The following is a 16,793-nucleotide window of genomic DNA, read 5'->3' as shown; positions in this document are numbered from 1 at the left end:
CAAAAACACAGGTCTGTGCGAAGCCGTAAGGCGAAGTATACGGGCTGACGCCTGCCCGGTGCTGGAAGGTTAAGGGGAGCGGTTAGGGGTAACCCGAAGCTGTGAACCGAAGCCCCAGTAAACGGCGGCCGTAACTATAACGGTCCTAAGGTAGCGAAATTCCTTGTCAGGTAAATTCTGACCCGCACGAATGGCGTAACGACTTGGGCGCTGTCTCAACGAGAGATCCGGTGAAATTTTAATACCTGTGAAGATGCAGGTTACCCGCGACAAGACGGAAAGACCCCATGGAGCTTTACTGTAACTTGATATTGAACTTTGGTACGATCTGTACAGGATAGGTGGGAGCCTACGAAGCATGAGCGCCAGCTTGTGTGGAGGCACCGTTGGGATACCACCCTGATCGTATCGGAGTTCTAACCTAGAACCGTGAAACCGGTTCGGGGACCGTGTCAGGTGGACAGTTTGACTGGGGCGGTCGCCTCCTAAAATGTAACGGAGGCGCCCAAAGGTTCCCTCAGAATGGTTGGAAATCATTCGCAGAGTGCAAAGGCATAAGGGAGCTTGACTGCGAGACCTACAAGTCGAGCAGGGACGAAAGTCGGGCTTAGTGATCCGGTGGTACCGAATGGAAGGGCCATCGCTCAACGGATAAAAGCTACCCTGGGGATAACAGGCTTATCTCCCCCAAGAGTCCACATCGACGGGGAGGTTTGGCACCTCGATGTCGGCTCATCGCATCCTGGGGCTGAAGTAGGTCCCAAGGGTTGGGCTGTTCGCCCATTAAAGCGGTACGCGAGCTGGGTTCAGAACGTCGTGAGACAGTTCGGTCCCTATCTGTCGCGGGCGCAGGAAATTTGAGAGGAGCTGTCCTTAGTACGAGAGGACCGGGATGGACGTACCGCTGGTGTACCAGTTGTTCCGCCAGGAGCACCGCTGGGTAGCCAAGTACGGACGGGATAAGCGCTGAAAGCATCTAAGCGCGAAGCCCCCCTCAAGATGAGATTTCCCAGTATGTAAGACCCCTTGAAGACGACGAGGTTGATAGGTTCGGGGTGGAAGCACAGCAATGTGTGTAGCTGACGAATACTAATCGGTCGAGGGCTTATCCTAAACACGTTTACTGTGACCCATACATCCAGTAGACAGCAGCATAATAGGTTTCAGCAAACCTAACTTTCGTATCCAGTTTTCAGGGCGCAACTTGCTAATGCAAGCATTAGCAAACGACCCACATAAGTGGGTTTTATTTTTTGTCTATAAACGAGCAATTTGTAGACAAAGCACCTGAATATGATTATGGCGGTCGTGGCGAAGTGGTTAACGCATCGGTTTGTGGATCCGACACTCGGGGGTTCAATTCCCCTCGATCGCCCCATTTTTCTTGAAGTAAATGTGTTTCACCTATTGTTGGGGATTAGCCAAGCGGTAAGGCAACGGACTTTGACTCCGTCATTCTCAGGTTCGATCCCTGAATCCCCAGCCATTATTATGCGGAAGTGGCTCAGCGGTAGAGCATCGCCTTGCCAAGGCGAGGGTCGCGGGTTCGATTCCCGTCTTCCGCTCCATTATGATGGCGCCATAGCCAAGTGGTAAGGCAGAGCTCTGCAAAAGCTCTACCCCTAGTTCGAGTCTAGGTGGCGCCTCCATCATATTTCTTCTATAACATGTGCCCTTAGCTCAGCTGGATAGAGCGTTTGACTACGAATCAAAAGGCCAGGAGTTCGAATCTCTTAGGGCACGCCATTTTTTGTTAAAACGATATGCCGATGTGGCGGAATGGCAGACGCGCGCGACTCAAAATCGTGAGGGAAACCGTGGAGGTTCGAGTCCTCTCATCGGCATCACACTAAAGTTAATGGTTCATCAGATGGTTTATCTGATGGGCTTTTTTTTGTTTTATTTTAAGACTCCATTCATAGCATGTGCTGAAGAAAGCTTGGATCTAATTACACTGACATTTATTCGGCTACTGCTCAGATTAATTATGTAACTGAAGCATTATTGCGAGCGAGTGAATAGCATTGCTAATTGTATAAGGACTTGATTGAGTCAGTAAAATGCTAAAAAGATGAAGAAAAGCATAACGTCCGTTGCCTGCTCCCCAATGTCACTTAATGATGATATACTTACCTAATATATAATGATATTGATAATCAAAATCAAATTATGTTTGATATATAAATTGGAAAAAAGTGAGATGAGGGAGCGCGAATAGATGCAAGAGGAAGCAGAAGCAAGCCAGGTATTTACTCCGGAGATGATCGATACGATGGCCCGCATTTGGACACGTTCGATTATTACATTAATAGATGTACGCTTTCAGAATGTAGCGTCCCAATACCCGTTGGACCAGTATAAAATGCCTAGTAGCATGTTTATCTATGCATGCGGAGGAGAAGCACAAATTCAATTGAATGGAACCACATTTAGAATGGAACGCTTCGGTTTGGTTCACGGCGGGAAGGGGAGCCTGCTCAGTATTTCGCCTAAAGGGGAGATTGTGAAGATCTTTATGGTGTTTTATAAAGCAGAATCACCTCTTTTTTTCAAGAAGTTCCTGCAGCAATTACTGGAGCAAGTGAATCCATTTGTTCAACAGTTTGGTTATACGCCAAGTAATCCCATCTTGCTACTCGATTGGTTTCAACAGATGATGAATGGCTGGAACCGCGGCAAGGCGATGGATCAGCTACAAGCCAAAAGTTTTTTATATCAATTGCTTCATGAGGTGTACAGAGATTTTGAGGGTGGTAAGATTCGGTATCTCCAGCCAGATCCAGCATGTTCTGCGAAGATATATCTTGATAAACATTACAGGGAGCCGATTATGTTTCAAGAAATTGCCGATATGTTTGGGATCAGTGGTGGGCAATTGACACGGCTGTTCAAAAAGAAGGAAGGGATGAGCTTACAGGAGTATCTCATTCAGAGAAGGATTGAAGCTGCCTGTCATGACTTGAAGCATACAGCAGCAACCATTAAAGAGATCGCAACAGGATCTGGTTTTGCAGATGAGAAAAACCTGTTTAGGATGTTTAAGAAGTATTACAAGATGACGCCAAGTGATTATCGGAAAATAAGCGCACTATCCATGCAGGTTGATGGTATTGATAATGATTATCATTTTCCCTACAATGAGAAGGAACTAGTGAGTCTAGTCAAGTCTTATAGAGATGGGGAATTAACTATGTTTGGACAAGTAAAAAGTAAAGAAATGGTCTTGGCGGTGGCGATGAGTATGATGCTGTTGCTGTCGGCATGTACGTCGGGGACGCCAGCGAATAACGGTGGAACGGTGAATCCAGTGCCTACGCAGACACAACAGACGACACAACCGGAAGTATCGGAAGCCGTCTCGCAGACCAGAACGATATCCACAGTAAAGGGTGATGTTGAGGTGCCTAACAACCCTCAACGTGTTGTGGTCGATTATTTGGTTGGTGATGTGGTGGCCCTAGGTGTAACTCCTCTAGGTGTGGCAAGAGCGGCAAGGGGCGAGACGGAGCCTGTATTTGCTAACCAGATTAAAGACGCCATTAATATAAAAGCGGAGCCGGAAGATGTCATGACTCTTGAGCCTGATCTGATTATTTTAGCATGGGGCGATGAAAATTATGAGGACTTATCCAAAATTGCCCCGACAATTTATGTCCCTTATGGTGATATGACTACAGAAGAGCGGATACATTTTATTGGCGATGTTTTGAACAAGCAGGAAGAGGCTAAGGCTGTTTTGAATGCTTATGCCGAAAAAATCGATGAAGCGAAGCTAGCTCTTCAGAATGCAGGTCTTTCAGACGTGACGATTACGATGGGAGAATTTGGTGATGGAAGTAACTACATTGCTGGAGACAAGCATGCGGTTGGCGAGCTTGTTTATAATGAGCTTCAAATGAAGGTACCGTCAAAAATTCAAACTGACATTATTGACGCAGATAAATATTGGGGAGATATCTCTATGGAGGTCTTGGCCGCTTACATTGGGGATTATCTGATATCCATAGGAGATACGGAAATTCCTGCTGATAATGCGGTTTGGAAATCACTGCCTGCTGTGGAGCATAATCGGATCGTAGCGGTGGGTTCCTCGCTATCATGGTCCACGGATATAATGACTTCCAGTGCATTGATTGATCATATTGTAAATCAATTGCTGAAATTAGCTAAATAAGTTTTTTAATATAGAGCAATGCTTTCAACTAGACTGTCAATAGGTGAGGAAAGGAAAAAACGATGAAAAACAAGCCTGAACAAAAACGCCGTGGGGCGATAAACTTCACCATGTACATGGTGGTAGGGCTTGGATTAACGGTTCTCATGTCGGCGGCATCGATTAGCTTCGGTGCCGCCGACATGAGGTTAGCGACTGCATGGGAGGCTATTTTCCGATTTGATCCAACTCTCACTGAGCATCAAATTATTCAAACCCTACGTCTTCCTCGTACCGTAGCCGATCTGATCGTCGGTTGCAGCCTTGCAGTATGCGGGGCTATCATGCAGGGGACGACGCGTAATCCGCTGGCCGACTCCGGGCTGATGGGAATCAGCTCTGGGGCAGCATTCGCGATTGCACTTTGCCTGGCCTTTCTGCCGGGTTATTCGTATGGGCTGATGATGCTGTTTGCTTGTCTGGGTGCAGCGCTTGCGACCGGGATGACCTACTTTTTCGCGTCACTAGGCAAGCGCGGGATGACGCCTCAGCGGCTGGTGCTGGCAGGACTGTCCATCTCCATGCTGTTTGGCGCACTCAGTCAGTATTTAGCGATTAATTATAACCTTGGTCGAGCATTAGCATTCTGGACGGCAGGCAGTACAGCGGGGACTAAGTGGGGGGAATTGCTTATTATCTCACCGTTATTTGTTGGTGGCGTACTGCTGGCGCTGGCGCTGTCTCCTTCCGTTACACTGCTCAGTTTGGGGGATGATGTGGCAAATGGACTCGGTATTCGCAGCGGACTGGTCAAGGGGCTATCGACGATTATCGTGCTCGTGCTGACTGGACTTTCTGTTGTCATAGTTGGCCCGGTCGGTTTTGTTGGTTTGATTACCCCACATATTGTGCGATACATGGTTGGTGTCGACTATCGGTATATTATTCCGGCTGCTGCGCTATATGGTGCGCTGCTGACTGTATCGGCTGATCTGGTTGGCCGATTGATCAATAAGCCGTTCGAAACACCGATTGGCATTATATTTTCTATCATTGGTGTGCCGTACTTTCTCTTCCTGGCTCGCAGGCAAAGGAGGGAATTTGAATGATCAAGCAGCGTTATACAGTGCAACGGGGCATCATCGTCAATGTAGTGCTCTTGGTGCTCATCCTTATGTTTGCTGTCATTAGCGTGAATTCTGGCAAAATGAATCTTTCACCGCTAGAAGTGCTGAACGTTCTTCTGGGAAATGGTACCGACAAGCAAAATCTGATCGTTTTCGATTTTCGCCTGCCACGAATCGTACTGTCGATCTTGGTAGGTCTGGGGATGGGAGCGGCTGGGGTCGTGATGCAAAGTTTGCTGCGCAATGACATGGCTAGTCCGGGGACACTTGGAATTAGTTCGGGATCGGGTTTGTTTGTCCTGTTCTTCGTCGTATTCATTGCATCGACAGGAAAGAGCTCCTTTATTGCCCTGCCATTGCTGGCCTTTGTTGGCGGACTGTTGGCGGCAGGATTGATCTTCTTATTATCGTATCGCCGTGGGAGAGACATCTCGCCAATCGGTTTGATCTTAACCGGTGTCGCGCTCGGAAGCGGGTATGGGGCGCTGACCACCTTCCTGACGCTCAAGCTGGATGATTCGCAGATGAACTTCATGCTGCACTGGCTGGCGGGAAGCTTGTGGGGCGATGATTGGCGCTATATTTCCATACTAGCACCATGGGTCTTGATTTTACTCGGCTATATTTTCTACAAGGCTCGAATGCTGAATACCCTCCATCTGGGCAATCAGACGGCACAAGGGCTGGGTCTTGCCGTGAAGCGGCAGTTTTTGGGGTTGTCGATCGCTGCTGTTGCTTTATCCTCTGGCAGTGTGGCCGTGGGTGGAAGCTTCTTTTTCGTTGGCTTGATCGCTCCGCATATGGCAAGAAAACTGGTCGGGCCCGATCACAAATTGCTCGTTCCGGCTGCCAGTCTGACCGGGGGATTAGTCGTGGTGCTGGCTGACACGATTACGCGTACGGTTAGCCTTGGGGGAGATATGCCGACAGGAATTGTTATTACGGTCATCAGTGTTCCTTACTTTCTTTATTTACTAGCGAAAGCCAATTAGGAGGACACCATGGAATGTATTACAGCGCAACAAATCGATATTGCCTATAATGATACACTTATCGTAAAAGAACTGGATTTGCAGATTCCGCGTGGACAGATTACCTCGATTATTGGTCCCAATGGATGCGGCAAATCAACCGTACTAAAGGCAGTCGGTCGGCTGCTCAAGACGGAGCATGGCTCGCCAGAGCGCGTAATGACGGTACGGACGCTGCGTGAGGTGTTTGCCATTGATGCCGAGATTATGCTGGAACCAAGAACAGGGAGACCGGTGTATGTGACGTACGAGTTATTGCGTGGTAAGCGTAAAGAACAAGCGGAGGATCAAGGATTCCTAAAAGCTAAGGTGCAGAAGGAGGCGGTTGCCACATGAAAACCGCATGGCGTGTTCTGCTGGGCGCACGGAAATACTGGCCTCAGTTAGGCATTGGATTTGTCGGTGTCGTAATGGCCACGTTTGCCGGATTTTATTTGCCCTGGGCGCTCCGCTCATTGACACAATTGGCGACTGAAGGTAGCAGTCAGTTTGCCGCAGAAGCGCTGAAGATTGGTTTGTTGCTGCTTGGAGCTACCTGTCTGCAAGCCATCGGAACATCACTGGCAGGCTATATGAACCATTATGCTGCACTTCATTATGTGGCGGATTTACGAACAAGATTGTATAGCAAATATCAGCAGATGAGCTTGCGATATTTCCATCGAAGCCGGACGGGTGACTTGACCGGGCGCGTTGTGAATGATGCGATGGAAGCGGAAATTTTCATTGCCCATGCCATTCCTGACTTTATCATCAACGGACTGACCTTTATCGGAGTAAGCATCCTGCTCTTGACGATCAATGTGAAGCTGGCACTGATCAGTTTGATCACGATTCCGTTGCTGCTTGCGATCACGGTATGGCAAAGCAAGCGCTTGTCGCCGCTGTGGGGAGAGAATTCCAAGGTGCGGGGAGAAATCGCTGGCAAGGTGCAGGAAAACTTGTCGGGCATGAAGGAAATCCAAATTTTCAATCGGCAGGAGGAGGAGCGGGGCAACGTTTCTCGTCTGGCTATGAAACATACGAAGACCTATTTGCGCGCTAGTCTGTTCTATGAAACCTCTGTGCCGTTGTTGGCATTTGTGACCGCGCTCGGTACCGTGTTTGTCGTGATACTGGGCGGCAGATTGATGGCAACAGGCGAGGTAAGCATTGCTGATATCATCGGGTTCATCGCCTACCTGGGTATGTTTTATCAACCGATAAAGTCCTTTTCCAGCTTGGTGGAGATGGCCGGACGAGCTGCCGCTGGCCTTAAACGGGTATATGATGTGCTGGAAGAAGAGGAAGACATACAGGAGAAGCGAAACGCAGTCAGTTTGCCGCGTGTACATGGAGAGATCTCCTTTCAAGATGTTACATTCGTTTATCAAGATGGTGCGCCTGTACTAGAAAGGCTGAACTTGACCATTGATCCCGGAAAGACGGTGGCGCTTGTAGGCACAACCGGCGTAGGAAAGACGACATTGGCCAGTCTCGTTAACCGATTCTACGACCCGCAGGCCGGTTCAATTCGAGTGGATGGCATCGATATTCGTGATGTGACGCTCTCCAGCCTGCGTGACAATATCTCGATGGTGCTGCAGGATACCTTCCTGTTTGATGGCTCGGTGTATGACAATATCGCTTATGGATGGGCGGACGCGACCGAGAAAGATGTGATTGCCGCAGCGAAAGCGGCTAAAGCGCATGATTTTATAGCACAGATGGAGCAAGGCTACGATACGGTGATTGGTGAACGCGGTGTGCGTCTGTCTGGAGGGCAGAAACAGCGGCTTTCGATAGCACGGGCGATTCTGCGCAATGCACCGATCCTTATTCTGGATGAAGCGACATCGGCGCTTGATACCAAGACCGAGCAAGAGATCCAGCAGGCGCTGGATGAAATATCCAAGGATCGCACAACACTGGTGATTGCCCATCGGCTATCGACGATTCGTCATGCCGACCAGATCGTCGTGCTGAAGGGCACAGAGATTGCCGAGATGGGTACGCATGAGGAACTGCTGCGTAGCGGCGGCATTTATGCACGATTGTATGCGACGCAAGCCTCTTGAACGTAATCAATACAAACAAGACTAAACAGGAGAAGGACAGGACGAAGATGGCTGAATGATATGATTCGCCAGTTTATTCAGCAGGCAAAAACCTTTGACCCGACAATCATACTGGGGCAAAAGACAGTTCGATATTGCTTGGAATGAGATCAATATTGCGATAAGCATGGGTGAATTCTTCAGAGGAGCGTTCACTCCGTTTTTATGAAAACAAGCTCTTGGGGCGTAGACCCTGAGAGCTTTTTATTATTCTAATAAAAATTGATTTTATTTAGGCTCAAAAATTAGGATTCCAATTAATAAATACAGAGATTAAAGGGAAAATGGTTTTTGGTGCACATAGGGATTTGTACCAGTGAGAAGGATACCTAGTTCCTTTTGATGAGGATATTCAGGATATCGAGCATTCTATGATAAAAATGATCGATGTAAAGAATTTAATTGATAACTAGAAAGCAAAGGTAGTGGTTAGTTTCTTGGATACATGCCATAGTGGCTCTATTGCTCGAAGCCAAGATATATTTAGAGGCTGTGTACGGGTTCTATCATTCAAATAATAGACCTTCTGAATGCACTGGCTAAACAAACGAATATTTTGTCGTTGAATGCGGCTTCGATTAGCCATGAGCAGCATGAGATTAGCCGGAATCTTGAACAATTGTCGGATAACAGGCTGCGTTTTAATGAAATTGCATAAAAATTAAAAGAATTTGGAATAGAAACCGGACGGACTCTTTGTTAATGTGTGTAAAGAGATGTGAATGCGCTTTCAAAACACCGGGAGGTGATAAGCTTACAGCCACCCCGCATCCTGCAATTTTAGATTATGTATTTCATTTACTTGTTAAGAGGAGGTCCGGCATGAAAAGCATGAATAGTTTTTATTCAAAACGATTTATGAGAAAAATGATGAGCTTGTTGCTGGTTTTTGCGCTTGTCACGGGTTATTTGCCTGTTTGGACAAGCAAGGTGTTGGCCGAAGATGCAATTCCAGCCGCGTCTGACAAAGTGACCATTATAGAAGTTGAAGAAGATGGTTTTACTCACCCTGGTGTAGGGTTAACGAAAGCGGTTTTGGACAATATGCGCGAACAAATTATTGCCCAAAAGAAGCCGTGGTATTCTTACTATGTTCAGATGACCGGTTCTGCACACGCATCCAAGGCGTTTTCTTCAAGTCTGTTCGCCAGTTCCAATCCTGACGGCACAGACAATCCGAAGTCTAATGCAGTGGGCGGCAAGGAGGCTTTTGTCACTGACGGATTGAGAGCGTATACACAAGCGATTATGTATTATATCACCGGCGATGAAGCTTACCGTGCAAATGCTATGAGAATTATACGGCTATGGGAGCAAATGGACCCAAGTAAGTATACTTATTTTGTGGATTCACACATTCATATGGGGATTCCACTCAACAGAATGACGACTGCTGCAGAAATTTTGCGGTACTCAAGCTCAGATGATGCAGATCCGAAATGGGCGTGGACAGAAGAGGATACAGAGAGGTTTACCAACAATCTGATCAATCCGATGATCACGACATTTATGTTTTCCAATGGAAGATTCATGAACCAGCATCTTTATTCACTGATCGGCTCCATGTCCGGCCACATTTTTACGAATAATACGGAAAAATATGCGGAGGCCGTAGAATGGTTTACCGTCAACGAGAGTGCGGTTGATCAATGGCAGAATGGCGCCATCAAACAATTGTTCCGCTTGGTGGATAAGAATGACGACACCGGCGAGGCTGTTAACCCTCCGGTCGTTCAGCATGTGGAGATGGGACGGGATCAAGCCCATGGTGCAGGAGATATTACCAATGTGGAGATTTTGAGCCGATTATTGGATGCTCAGGGTACAAAAGTCGATCCTGAAGAGGGGACAATTTCCACAGCTGACGATGCCGTTAATATTTATAATTTTTTGGATGATCGAATACTGAAAGCGGCTGATTATTTTGCCCAATTCATGTTGGGTTATGATACCCCTTGGATTCCAGTAAAGGCACGCATCAATGAGTTTGGAGATGAGATAATTTACAAAGAATTATCAGGGGCATATCGAGGACGCATTGGCGGCAACGTCTATGGCCAGTATTACTATTACAAATATAATTTGGGAATGGATATATCAGAGGTCGCGCCATACTATACGGCAATGTTTAATATGCGGCTTCCCTATTATTGGGAATCTCCGGATGGAGGAGCCGATTATTGGATGTTCATTCCGGCAGAGGCTGCAGAAGAAGGGACATCTACGCTTCCCAAGGTTTCAGCAAACCCCAATATTAATGACATTGAATTGCGATTCTCAAGCCTTGATGCTCATTCAGCAATTAAGCAAGAGGGCGATATTTCTTATGTCGAGATAACGGCAACAGAAGGTGGAAGCCGGGGGGCTATTATTGCTTCCAGCACAGCTGCCAAAACAGTCGGACTAAAGGTTCGAACCAATGGTACAGCCAAGTTGGAGATAAATGGATGGTCAGACAGTGCAGTAGTGCTGCCTGATACTAATGGCGAGTGGAAATATGTGATCTTTACCATGAGCGATTATCAGGGTTTAGGCGATGTGATTTATTTTAATGTCACAGGCTCCGGCACCACAGTCGATATCGACCATCTTCATCTGACAGCAGACATACAGTTTACACCTCCTGTTTTCAAGTCAGGCAAAACGACATTGCGTTTATTCGGTTATGTCGGGTCTCAGGCAACACTCCAATATGATTTCTCGGCAACCGATGCGGGACAAGGTGATACCGTGACCTATAAGATGGATAACAAGCCCGAGGGTGCTCAGTTCGATGAGGACACCGGCGAATTTTCCTGGCAGCCCCAGCAGACGGGAACGTATCCCATCGTTGTGAGTGCGACGGACGGAACCTCCGTAACGGCAAGGAATGTCAGTATTACAGTAGGCAATAATCGAGAAGCCGCGGTAGAGGGCGCTATTGCTTCTTACGATCAGGAGACAAGCTATATTTCAGCATCACTGGATATTTACAATTCAAGGTATACAGATGTGTTGGATTCGTTGTCCAGCGCATCGGATGATGAATTTTACCAAAAATTAATTCATTTGAACGAGGCAGTTCAAGGTCTTCAGTTATTGACGCCTTTAATGCAGGACGGAAGTATGAATTATCTGGATATGGTCAGTTTTTCAACCTTTGGCACTCAACTTGCCAATCTTATGGATGGGAAACCTGATAGCTTTGCCGGTTATTATTTGGCAGAAAATCTGGGCTACACAATGGATTTTGGCACTGGCTTCAGAGTGTCAGCCGATGCATTTGAGCTTCAGGTAAGAGCAAGCTTCCCAGAGCGTATTAGTGGCGTTACCTTCTTCGGCTCAAATGATAAAGAAAACTGGAGCCGCCTCACGCCTGGTTTAACAGAGATGAACGAGGACATGCAACGGCTTGAGGTAGCAGAAGAGTTCCGGGATCAGCAGTTCCGGTTCATCAAGGTTCAAATGATTGATCGGGTAGGGGGCTCCGTGGGGATCGAACTATCCGAGCTTCGAATTTTTGGCGAGCGTCACGAGTTAATTAACAAGCTGGAGTTGGTGTCGATCACCTCCCCTCAGAACGTGCTCAAACGAATTGTAATGGGCAACAACATAGAATTGAAATTTAAGACATCCGAGTCGATTCAAGACGTAAGGGTTCAAATTCAGAATCTGGATGTTGAAGCGACAACAAGCGATAATATCAACTGGACAGCGCAAATGATTGCTGGTTCGAATGTAGAACCGGGTAAATTGAAGTTTAGCATCAACTACAAGACGGCGGGCGGTCTTGATGGCGCTGAAACTATCTTTACTACGGATGATTCTTTCCTGATTCTTGCAGATGAGACAGAGCTACTGGACGATATTCTCGAAATCGCTGATCTGAAGGACTCTAGCTTAAGAAATCCGACGGATCTCCTAAACCATGCCAAGATGTTATTTGATGGGGATCCGGACAGCCTAACCGATTTCCGCGTCGGCGGAAACGGAGCTGGCGGATTCATCACGTTTGACTTTAAGCTCGGAGGGCAGGCCAGGCTGTCGAAGGTAGAAATACTGGCAAGGCAGGATAACAACTTTGGCAGAGTGAATGGAGTCGTCGTTCAAGGCTCTAATGACAATACAACCTGGACGAATATTTCCCAACCGGCGATAGGTATTCGGGATTGGCAGACCTTGATGATAACGAGCAACGAGCCCTATCGATATATCCGGATTTTCAATGGTAACAACTGGTTTGGCAATATGTCGGAATTAAGACTGCATGGCAAAGTTACGGTATCCATCGATGTTCTCATAGCGGATGCTGACAGCATTGCGTCCGATCAATTTACCAAGGGCAGCTACTACCTGTTCAGTCAGGAAGTAAGCCGGATCAAAGCGCAACTGGAGAAACCTGAACGCGATGAGGAGCTGCTTATTTACGATATTAAGAAAGCCAACAGCCTGCTTGTTTCCTACACGGGAGGCGTTGACAAGACGCTGCTAGAGCTGTTCGTTGACAAAGCGGTGGCTGCACAAAATGTGGGAATCTATTCATCTGAAAGCCTGCAGTTGCTGCAAACGGCTGTAGAGTCGGCCGATTTGATAGTGGAGAATGCTGATGCCTCCCAAGAGGATGTAGATGAGGCGAGCGACTCTATGCAGGATGCACTGGAAAGTCTGGAATATATGCCGGGCATGCCAGTGTTGGAGGGACTTGAGGATCTGACAGTTAACGCAGAGCAATCGGTTGTCTTCACCGTTGAGGCGGTAAATGCAGCAGAGGTTGTATATGGAGTCATCGGTGATCTGCCAGCAGGAGCATCCTTCAATGCGCAGACCGGAGCCTTCACATGGACACCTGCCAGGGAGCAAGGCGGCACACATGATATAACCTTCTCAGCGGCTGTCGGGGAATTGTCTTCTTCCAGGACGATCACCATCACGGTCAAAGGCCAGCCGGCATTAAACCCTGTCGGACCTGTTGAGCGAACAACGCGGGCACGGGAGTTATTGACTTATGAGGTGAGTGCAACCGATCCGACAGGAGGAACGCTAGTATACAGTGCCGCCGGATTGCCGTTCGGCGCTAAGCTTGATGCCAAGACAGGCGTATTCACTTGGACGCCGGCACAAACAGATTACGGCATTCATCAGGTAACCTTTACGGTTAGCAATACAAAGTTTTCCGTCAGCCAGACATTAATTTTAAATGTGGAGCTCCATATATTTGCTTCCGCTGACTTTACAAAAGGCAGCTACTATCTGTATGAGGAGAAGGCGGAACGAATTGAATCGGAAATCGGGCAGCCTGGAGCGAATAAGCAACAGCTTTTAACTGAGCTGGAGCAGGCTGAAGGATTGCTTGTTAGGAAACCTCTGTCGCTATATTCGTTAGATGGGAATCTGGATAATACATTCGGCTCAACTGCCGGAGTTGCCTTCGGCTCGCCGTCTTACGTGGAAGGAAAGACCAGCCAGGCCATTCAATTGAACGGCTCGAATCAATACGTTCAGCTGCCAGCGAGCCATGCGCTGGCCAACTATGATGAAATTACGCTGGCCACATGGGTGTATTGGGACTTAAACGGCCAGTGGCAGCGTATATTCGACTTTGGCAACGGCACCAATCAATATCTGTTCCTGACACCGCGATCGGGCGATAACACTTTGCGATTTGCCATCAAGAACGGCGGTGCAGAGCAATTTGTGCAAACCTCGCAGTTGGTGACCAATCAATGGGTACATGTGGCGGTAACGTTAGGGAACAACAATGCCAAGCTGTTTGTCAACGGTGAGGAGAAAGCTTCAGCTGGCATGACAATCAAGCCGAGAGATTTCAAGCCTAGCTTAAATTATATTGGCAAGAGCCAATTTGCGGACCCGCTGTTCAGCGGCAAGCTTGATGAATTTGTTATTTACAACAGGGCATTGAGCACTGAAGAAATAGGCGAGTTGTATAACGGCAATGTGAAATGGCGTGATGACTCCCTGCTGGAGCTGCTTCTGACGGATGCGGCAGATCATGATCTCGAGTGGTATACGGAAGACAGCTGGGCAGCTCTTCAAGTTGCCATAGCCGAAGCGCAGCAACTGTTGGAATCCGCCGGCAGCACACAGCAGCAAATTGATGAGGCCTCCGATAGCATGCAGCAAGCTTTGGAACAATTGGCGCTTATACCGTCTATCGTCGGTCTGGATACAGTGGAAGTTGTGACTGTAGTGGGAATTCCTCCGGAACTGCCGAGTATGGTCAATGCAGTTTACAACACCGAGGCGGTGGTATCCGTTCAGGTAGTATGGAATTCCATCGACCCTGTTCTATATAGCACTCCGGGAAGCTTCAGCATTACGGGAGTCGTGGACGGAACACTGCTTCCGGTAATCGCACATGTTACAGTCCTAGACCCTGATGCATCATTGCCTCCGACGAATCTGTATGCATCAGACATCACCGCCGATTCCATGGTGCTTAACTGGACCGCATCAGGGGGCAATGTGGCTGTGATAGGGTATGATATCCTCACAGATGGACAGCTGTCAGGAACAGTGACTGGTTCCACGTACAATTATAATCTCTCAGACCTTGAGCCGAATACCTCTTATACATTCAAAGTGGTGGCCGTTGACGAGGCGGGGAACAGGACGCCAAGCGCAGAATACACGACGAAGACCCTGTCGTCCCTGGATCAGGTGCCGCCGACAGCTCCGACTGGTTTGACAGCGGGTACCATCACCGCCAACTCCTTGGTGCTTGGATGGACCGCATCAATAGATGATGTGGGAGTCGTCCGTTATGACGTGTATCAAGGAGATAACAAAGCGGGAAGCGTAACGGGCAGCACGTACAGCTACAGTGTTACCGGCCTTGCCGCCAGCACCTCCTATACGTTCAAGGTAATTGCTTTTGACGCAGCAGAGAACCATTCAGCCAGTGAGCCCTACACGGTGATGACAGCTTCGGCGCCTCAACAGGATAGCGGAATCGGAAGCACTGCACCGCCGATATCACGGCAGGAAGAGCCGATTGTAGAAGGCAACCAAATTAAGGTGAAGCCTGTTGTGAAAGAAGGGGCAGCGCAGGCGGTTTTGAGCTCAGAGAGCTTGAACAAAGCGATTGCCAATGCAATGCAGAGCAAGGAACAGACTTTGCTGATCATTTTGAAATCAGAGGAGCAGGCTTCATCCATCAAAGTGGAGCTTCCGTCGGATGCATGGCTTAAGGCCAAGCAGGAAGGTATCAAGTCAATTGTTATCGAATCCGGTTTGGTATCATTCACAATTGCCATTGATGCCATCACCGTTCTTCCGGATCAAGCTAAACTGACCTTAACTATTGAAGCAGTGGATATTTCTGAGTTACCCGCTTCCCTATCTGAAGCTCTCAAGGATAAGCCTGTTTACGACTTCAGCCTTTCAATCGACGGTCAGAGCACCGGGGCTTTCAAGGGAGACAAAGCAGTAGAGGTGCGTATTCCGTATCTCCCTAATGTTGATGAGCAAATCAGTAGTCTGGTGGCAGCTTATATCAATGATCTGGGCCACTTGGAAATCGTACGCAACTCTAAGTTTGACGCCAAAGCAGGAGTTCTTGTTTTCTATGCCAAGCATTTCAGCAAATATGCAATCGTAGCCAATCCGGTGGTTTTCACGGATACGGACTCCTATTCATGGGCGCAAAAAAGCATTAACGCACTTGCAACCCGTCAAATTATTGTCGGTACGGGTGACGGTCAGTTTTCTCCCGAGCGTGCTGTCACGCGGGCTGAATTCCTGAAGATGCTGATGGAGGCTTATGATCTGGTTCAGCCAGGCCACACCGCTACTTATAACGATGTAAAGAGCGGCCAGTGGTATTCCGATGCGGTCGCAACAGCGCAAGCAATAGGAATTGTCAGTGGATATGAGGATGGCAGCTTCGGTCTGAATCGAGCGATTACCCGCGAAGAAATGGCTGTAATAGCCGTTCGTGTTCTAACAGCGGCGGGAATTGAACTGGAGAAGACACGCGAAGCCGTTCTCTTCAAGGACGCTAACCAAATCGCCGATTACGCTGCGGCAGCGGTTCGGATTTTGGGTGAAGCAGGCTTCATCGAAGGCAAAGGCGCCAACAGCTTTGCTCCCAAGGCACAAACAATCCGAGCAGAAGCGGCTACACTAATTGCCAACATGTTGGGCTTGAATTAAACAAAAAGTGCCCCATTGCAAAATGGGGCTACTGAAAAACATATGTATTTAGCGTCTATAAAATGAACCGAAATAGATAAAGGCGAATTTCCATTCTATTGAATGAGAATTCGCCTTTTCTTTGAAGTATTCACTTTCCTGAAAAATTTTCTGTTCACTATGTTCCACTGATTTGATGCTAACTGAATGCATTTTTTCATCGATTTGATAAACTGCTATACATATTTCAAAGTAA

At 47.8% G+C, this 16,793-nt stretch carries 6 protein-coding genes, 6 tRNA genes and 1 rRNA gene (1 of these 13 only partly in view); all 13 read left to right on the top strand.

The features are described from left to right. Window positions 1-1,113 (top strand): 23S ribosomal RNA (locus MHI37_RS26650); it begins 1,820 nt to the left of the window's first position. A 189-nt stretch (window positions 1,114-1,302) separates the two neighbouring features. Beyond that, a tRNA-His gene (locus tag MHI37_RS26645) sits at window positions 1,303-1,378 on the top strand. A 33-nt stretch (window positions 1,379-1,411) separates the two neighbouring features. After that, window positions 1,412-1,486, top strand: a tRNA-Gln gene (locus MHI37_RS26640). A gap of 7 nt (window positions 1,487-1,493) precedes the next feature. Then, window positions 1,494-1,568 (top strand) — tRNA-Gly (locus tag MHI37_RS26635). A gap of 7 nt (window positions 1,569-1,575) precedes the next feature. Beyond that, window positions 1,576-1,649: transfer RNA gene (locus tag MHI37_RS26630), tRNA-Cys, on the top strand. Between the two features lie 20 nt (window positions 1,650-1,669). Then, window positions 1,670-1,746, top strand: a tRNA-Arg gene (locus MHI37_RS26625). Window positions 1,747-1,765: 19 nt separating this feature from the next. Further along, a tRNA-Leu gene (locus tag MHI37_RS26620) sits at window positions 1,766-1,844 on the top strand. A 374-nt stretch (window positions 1,845-2,218) separates the two neighbouring features. Continuing rightward, the gene (locus MHI37_RS26615; protein ID WP_076339184.1) at window positions 2,219-4,174 is read left to right on the top strand and encodes an AraC family transcriptional regulator; all 1,956 of its coding nucleotides are present in this window, start codon (window positions 2,219-2,221) and stop codon (window positions 4,172-4,174) included. A gap of 62 nt (window positions 4,175-4,236) precedes the next feature. Beyond that, on the top strand, window positions 4,237-5,262 hold the full coding sequence (locus MHI37_RS26610; RefSeq protein ID WP_076339183.1) for an iron ABC transporter permease: 1,026 nt from the start codon (window positions 4,237-4,239) through the stop codon (window positions 5,260-5,262). Next, window positions 5,259-6,272: an iron ABC transporter permease gene (locus MHI37_RS26605; protein ID WP_076339182.1), complete on the top strand. Its 1,014-nt coding sequence runs from the start codon at window positions 5,259-5,261 to the stop codon at window positions 6,270-6,272. The genes MHI37_RS26610 and MHI37_RS26605 overlap by 4 nt, the downstream gene beginning before the upstream one ends. A 9-nt stretch (window positions 6,273-6,281) precedes the next feature. Continuing rightward, window positions 6,282-6,647 carry an ATP-binding protein gene (locus MHI37_RS26600; protein WP_076339181.1) on the top strand — a complete coding sequence of 122 codons (366 nt, stop codon included), beginning with the start codon at window positions 6,282-6,284 and terminating at the stop codon, window positions 6,645-6,647. Then, entirely contained in the window at window positions 6,644-8,368 is a 1,725-nt protein-coding gene (locus MHI37_RS26595) for an ABC transporter ATP-binding protein (RefSeq protein ID WP_076339180.1), read from the top strand. Before MHI37_RS26600 ends, MHI37_RS26595 begins: the two co-directional genes overlap by 4 nt. 861 nt (window positions 8,369-9,229) lie before the next feature. Next, entirely contained in the window at window positions 9,230-16,558 is a 7,329-nt protein-coding gene (locus MHI37_RS26590) for a LamG-like jellyroll fold domain-containing protein (protein WP_076339179.1), read from the top strand. Window positions 16,559-16,793: the final 235 nt, after the last annotated feature.

The organism is Paenibacillus sp. FSL H8-0548, assembly GCF_038630985.1.
GTDB lineage: Bacteria > Bacillota > Bacilli > Paenibacillales > Paenibacillaceae > Pristimantibacillus.
The sequence above is the reverse complement of the archived record's forward strand: the minus strand, read 5'-3'. Positions and strand labels throughout refer to the sequence as shown.

What these genes read in the sequence shown, in the direction of transcription:
- MHI37_RS26610 (WP_076339183.1), top strand. Translation starts at nt 4,237, where the DNA reads ATGAAAAACAAGCCTGAACAAAAACGCCGTGGGGCGATAAACTTCACC.
- MHI37_RS26605 (WP_076339182.1), top strand. Translation starts at nt 5,259, where the DNA reads ATGATCAAGCAGCGTTATACAGTGCAACGGGGCATCATCGTCAATGTA.
- MHI37_RS26595 (WP_076339180.1), top strand. Translation starts at nt 6,644, where the DNA reads ATGAAAACCGCATGGCGTGTTCTGCTGGGCGCACGGAAATACTGGCCT.
- MHI37_RS26615 (WP_076339184.1), top strand. Translation starts at nt 2,219, where the DNA reads ATGCAAGAGGAAGCAGAAGCAAGCCAGGTATTTACTCCGGAGATGATC.
- MHI37_RS26600 (WP_076339181.1), top strand. Translation starts at nt 6,282, where the DNA reads ATGGAATGTATTACAGCGCAACAAATCGATATTGCCTATAATGATACA.
- MHI37_RS26590 (WP_076339179.1), top strand. Translation starts at nt 9,230, where the DNA reads ATGAAAAGCATGAATAGTTTTTATTCAAAACGATTTATGAGAAAAATG.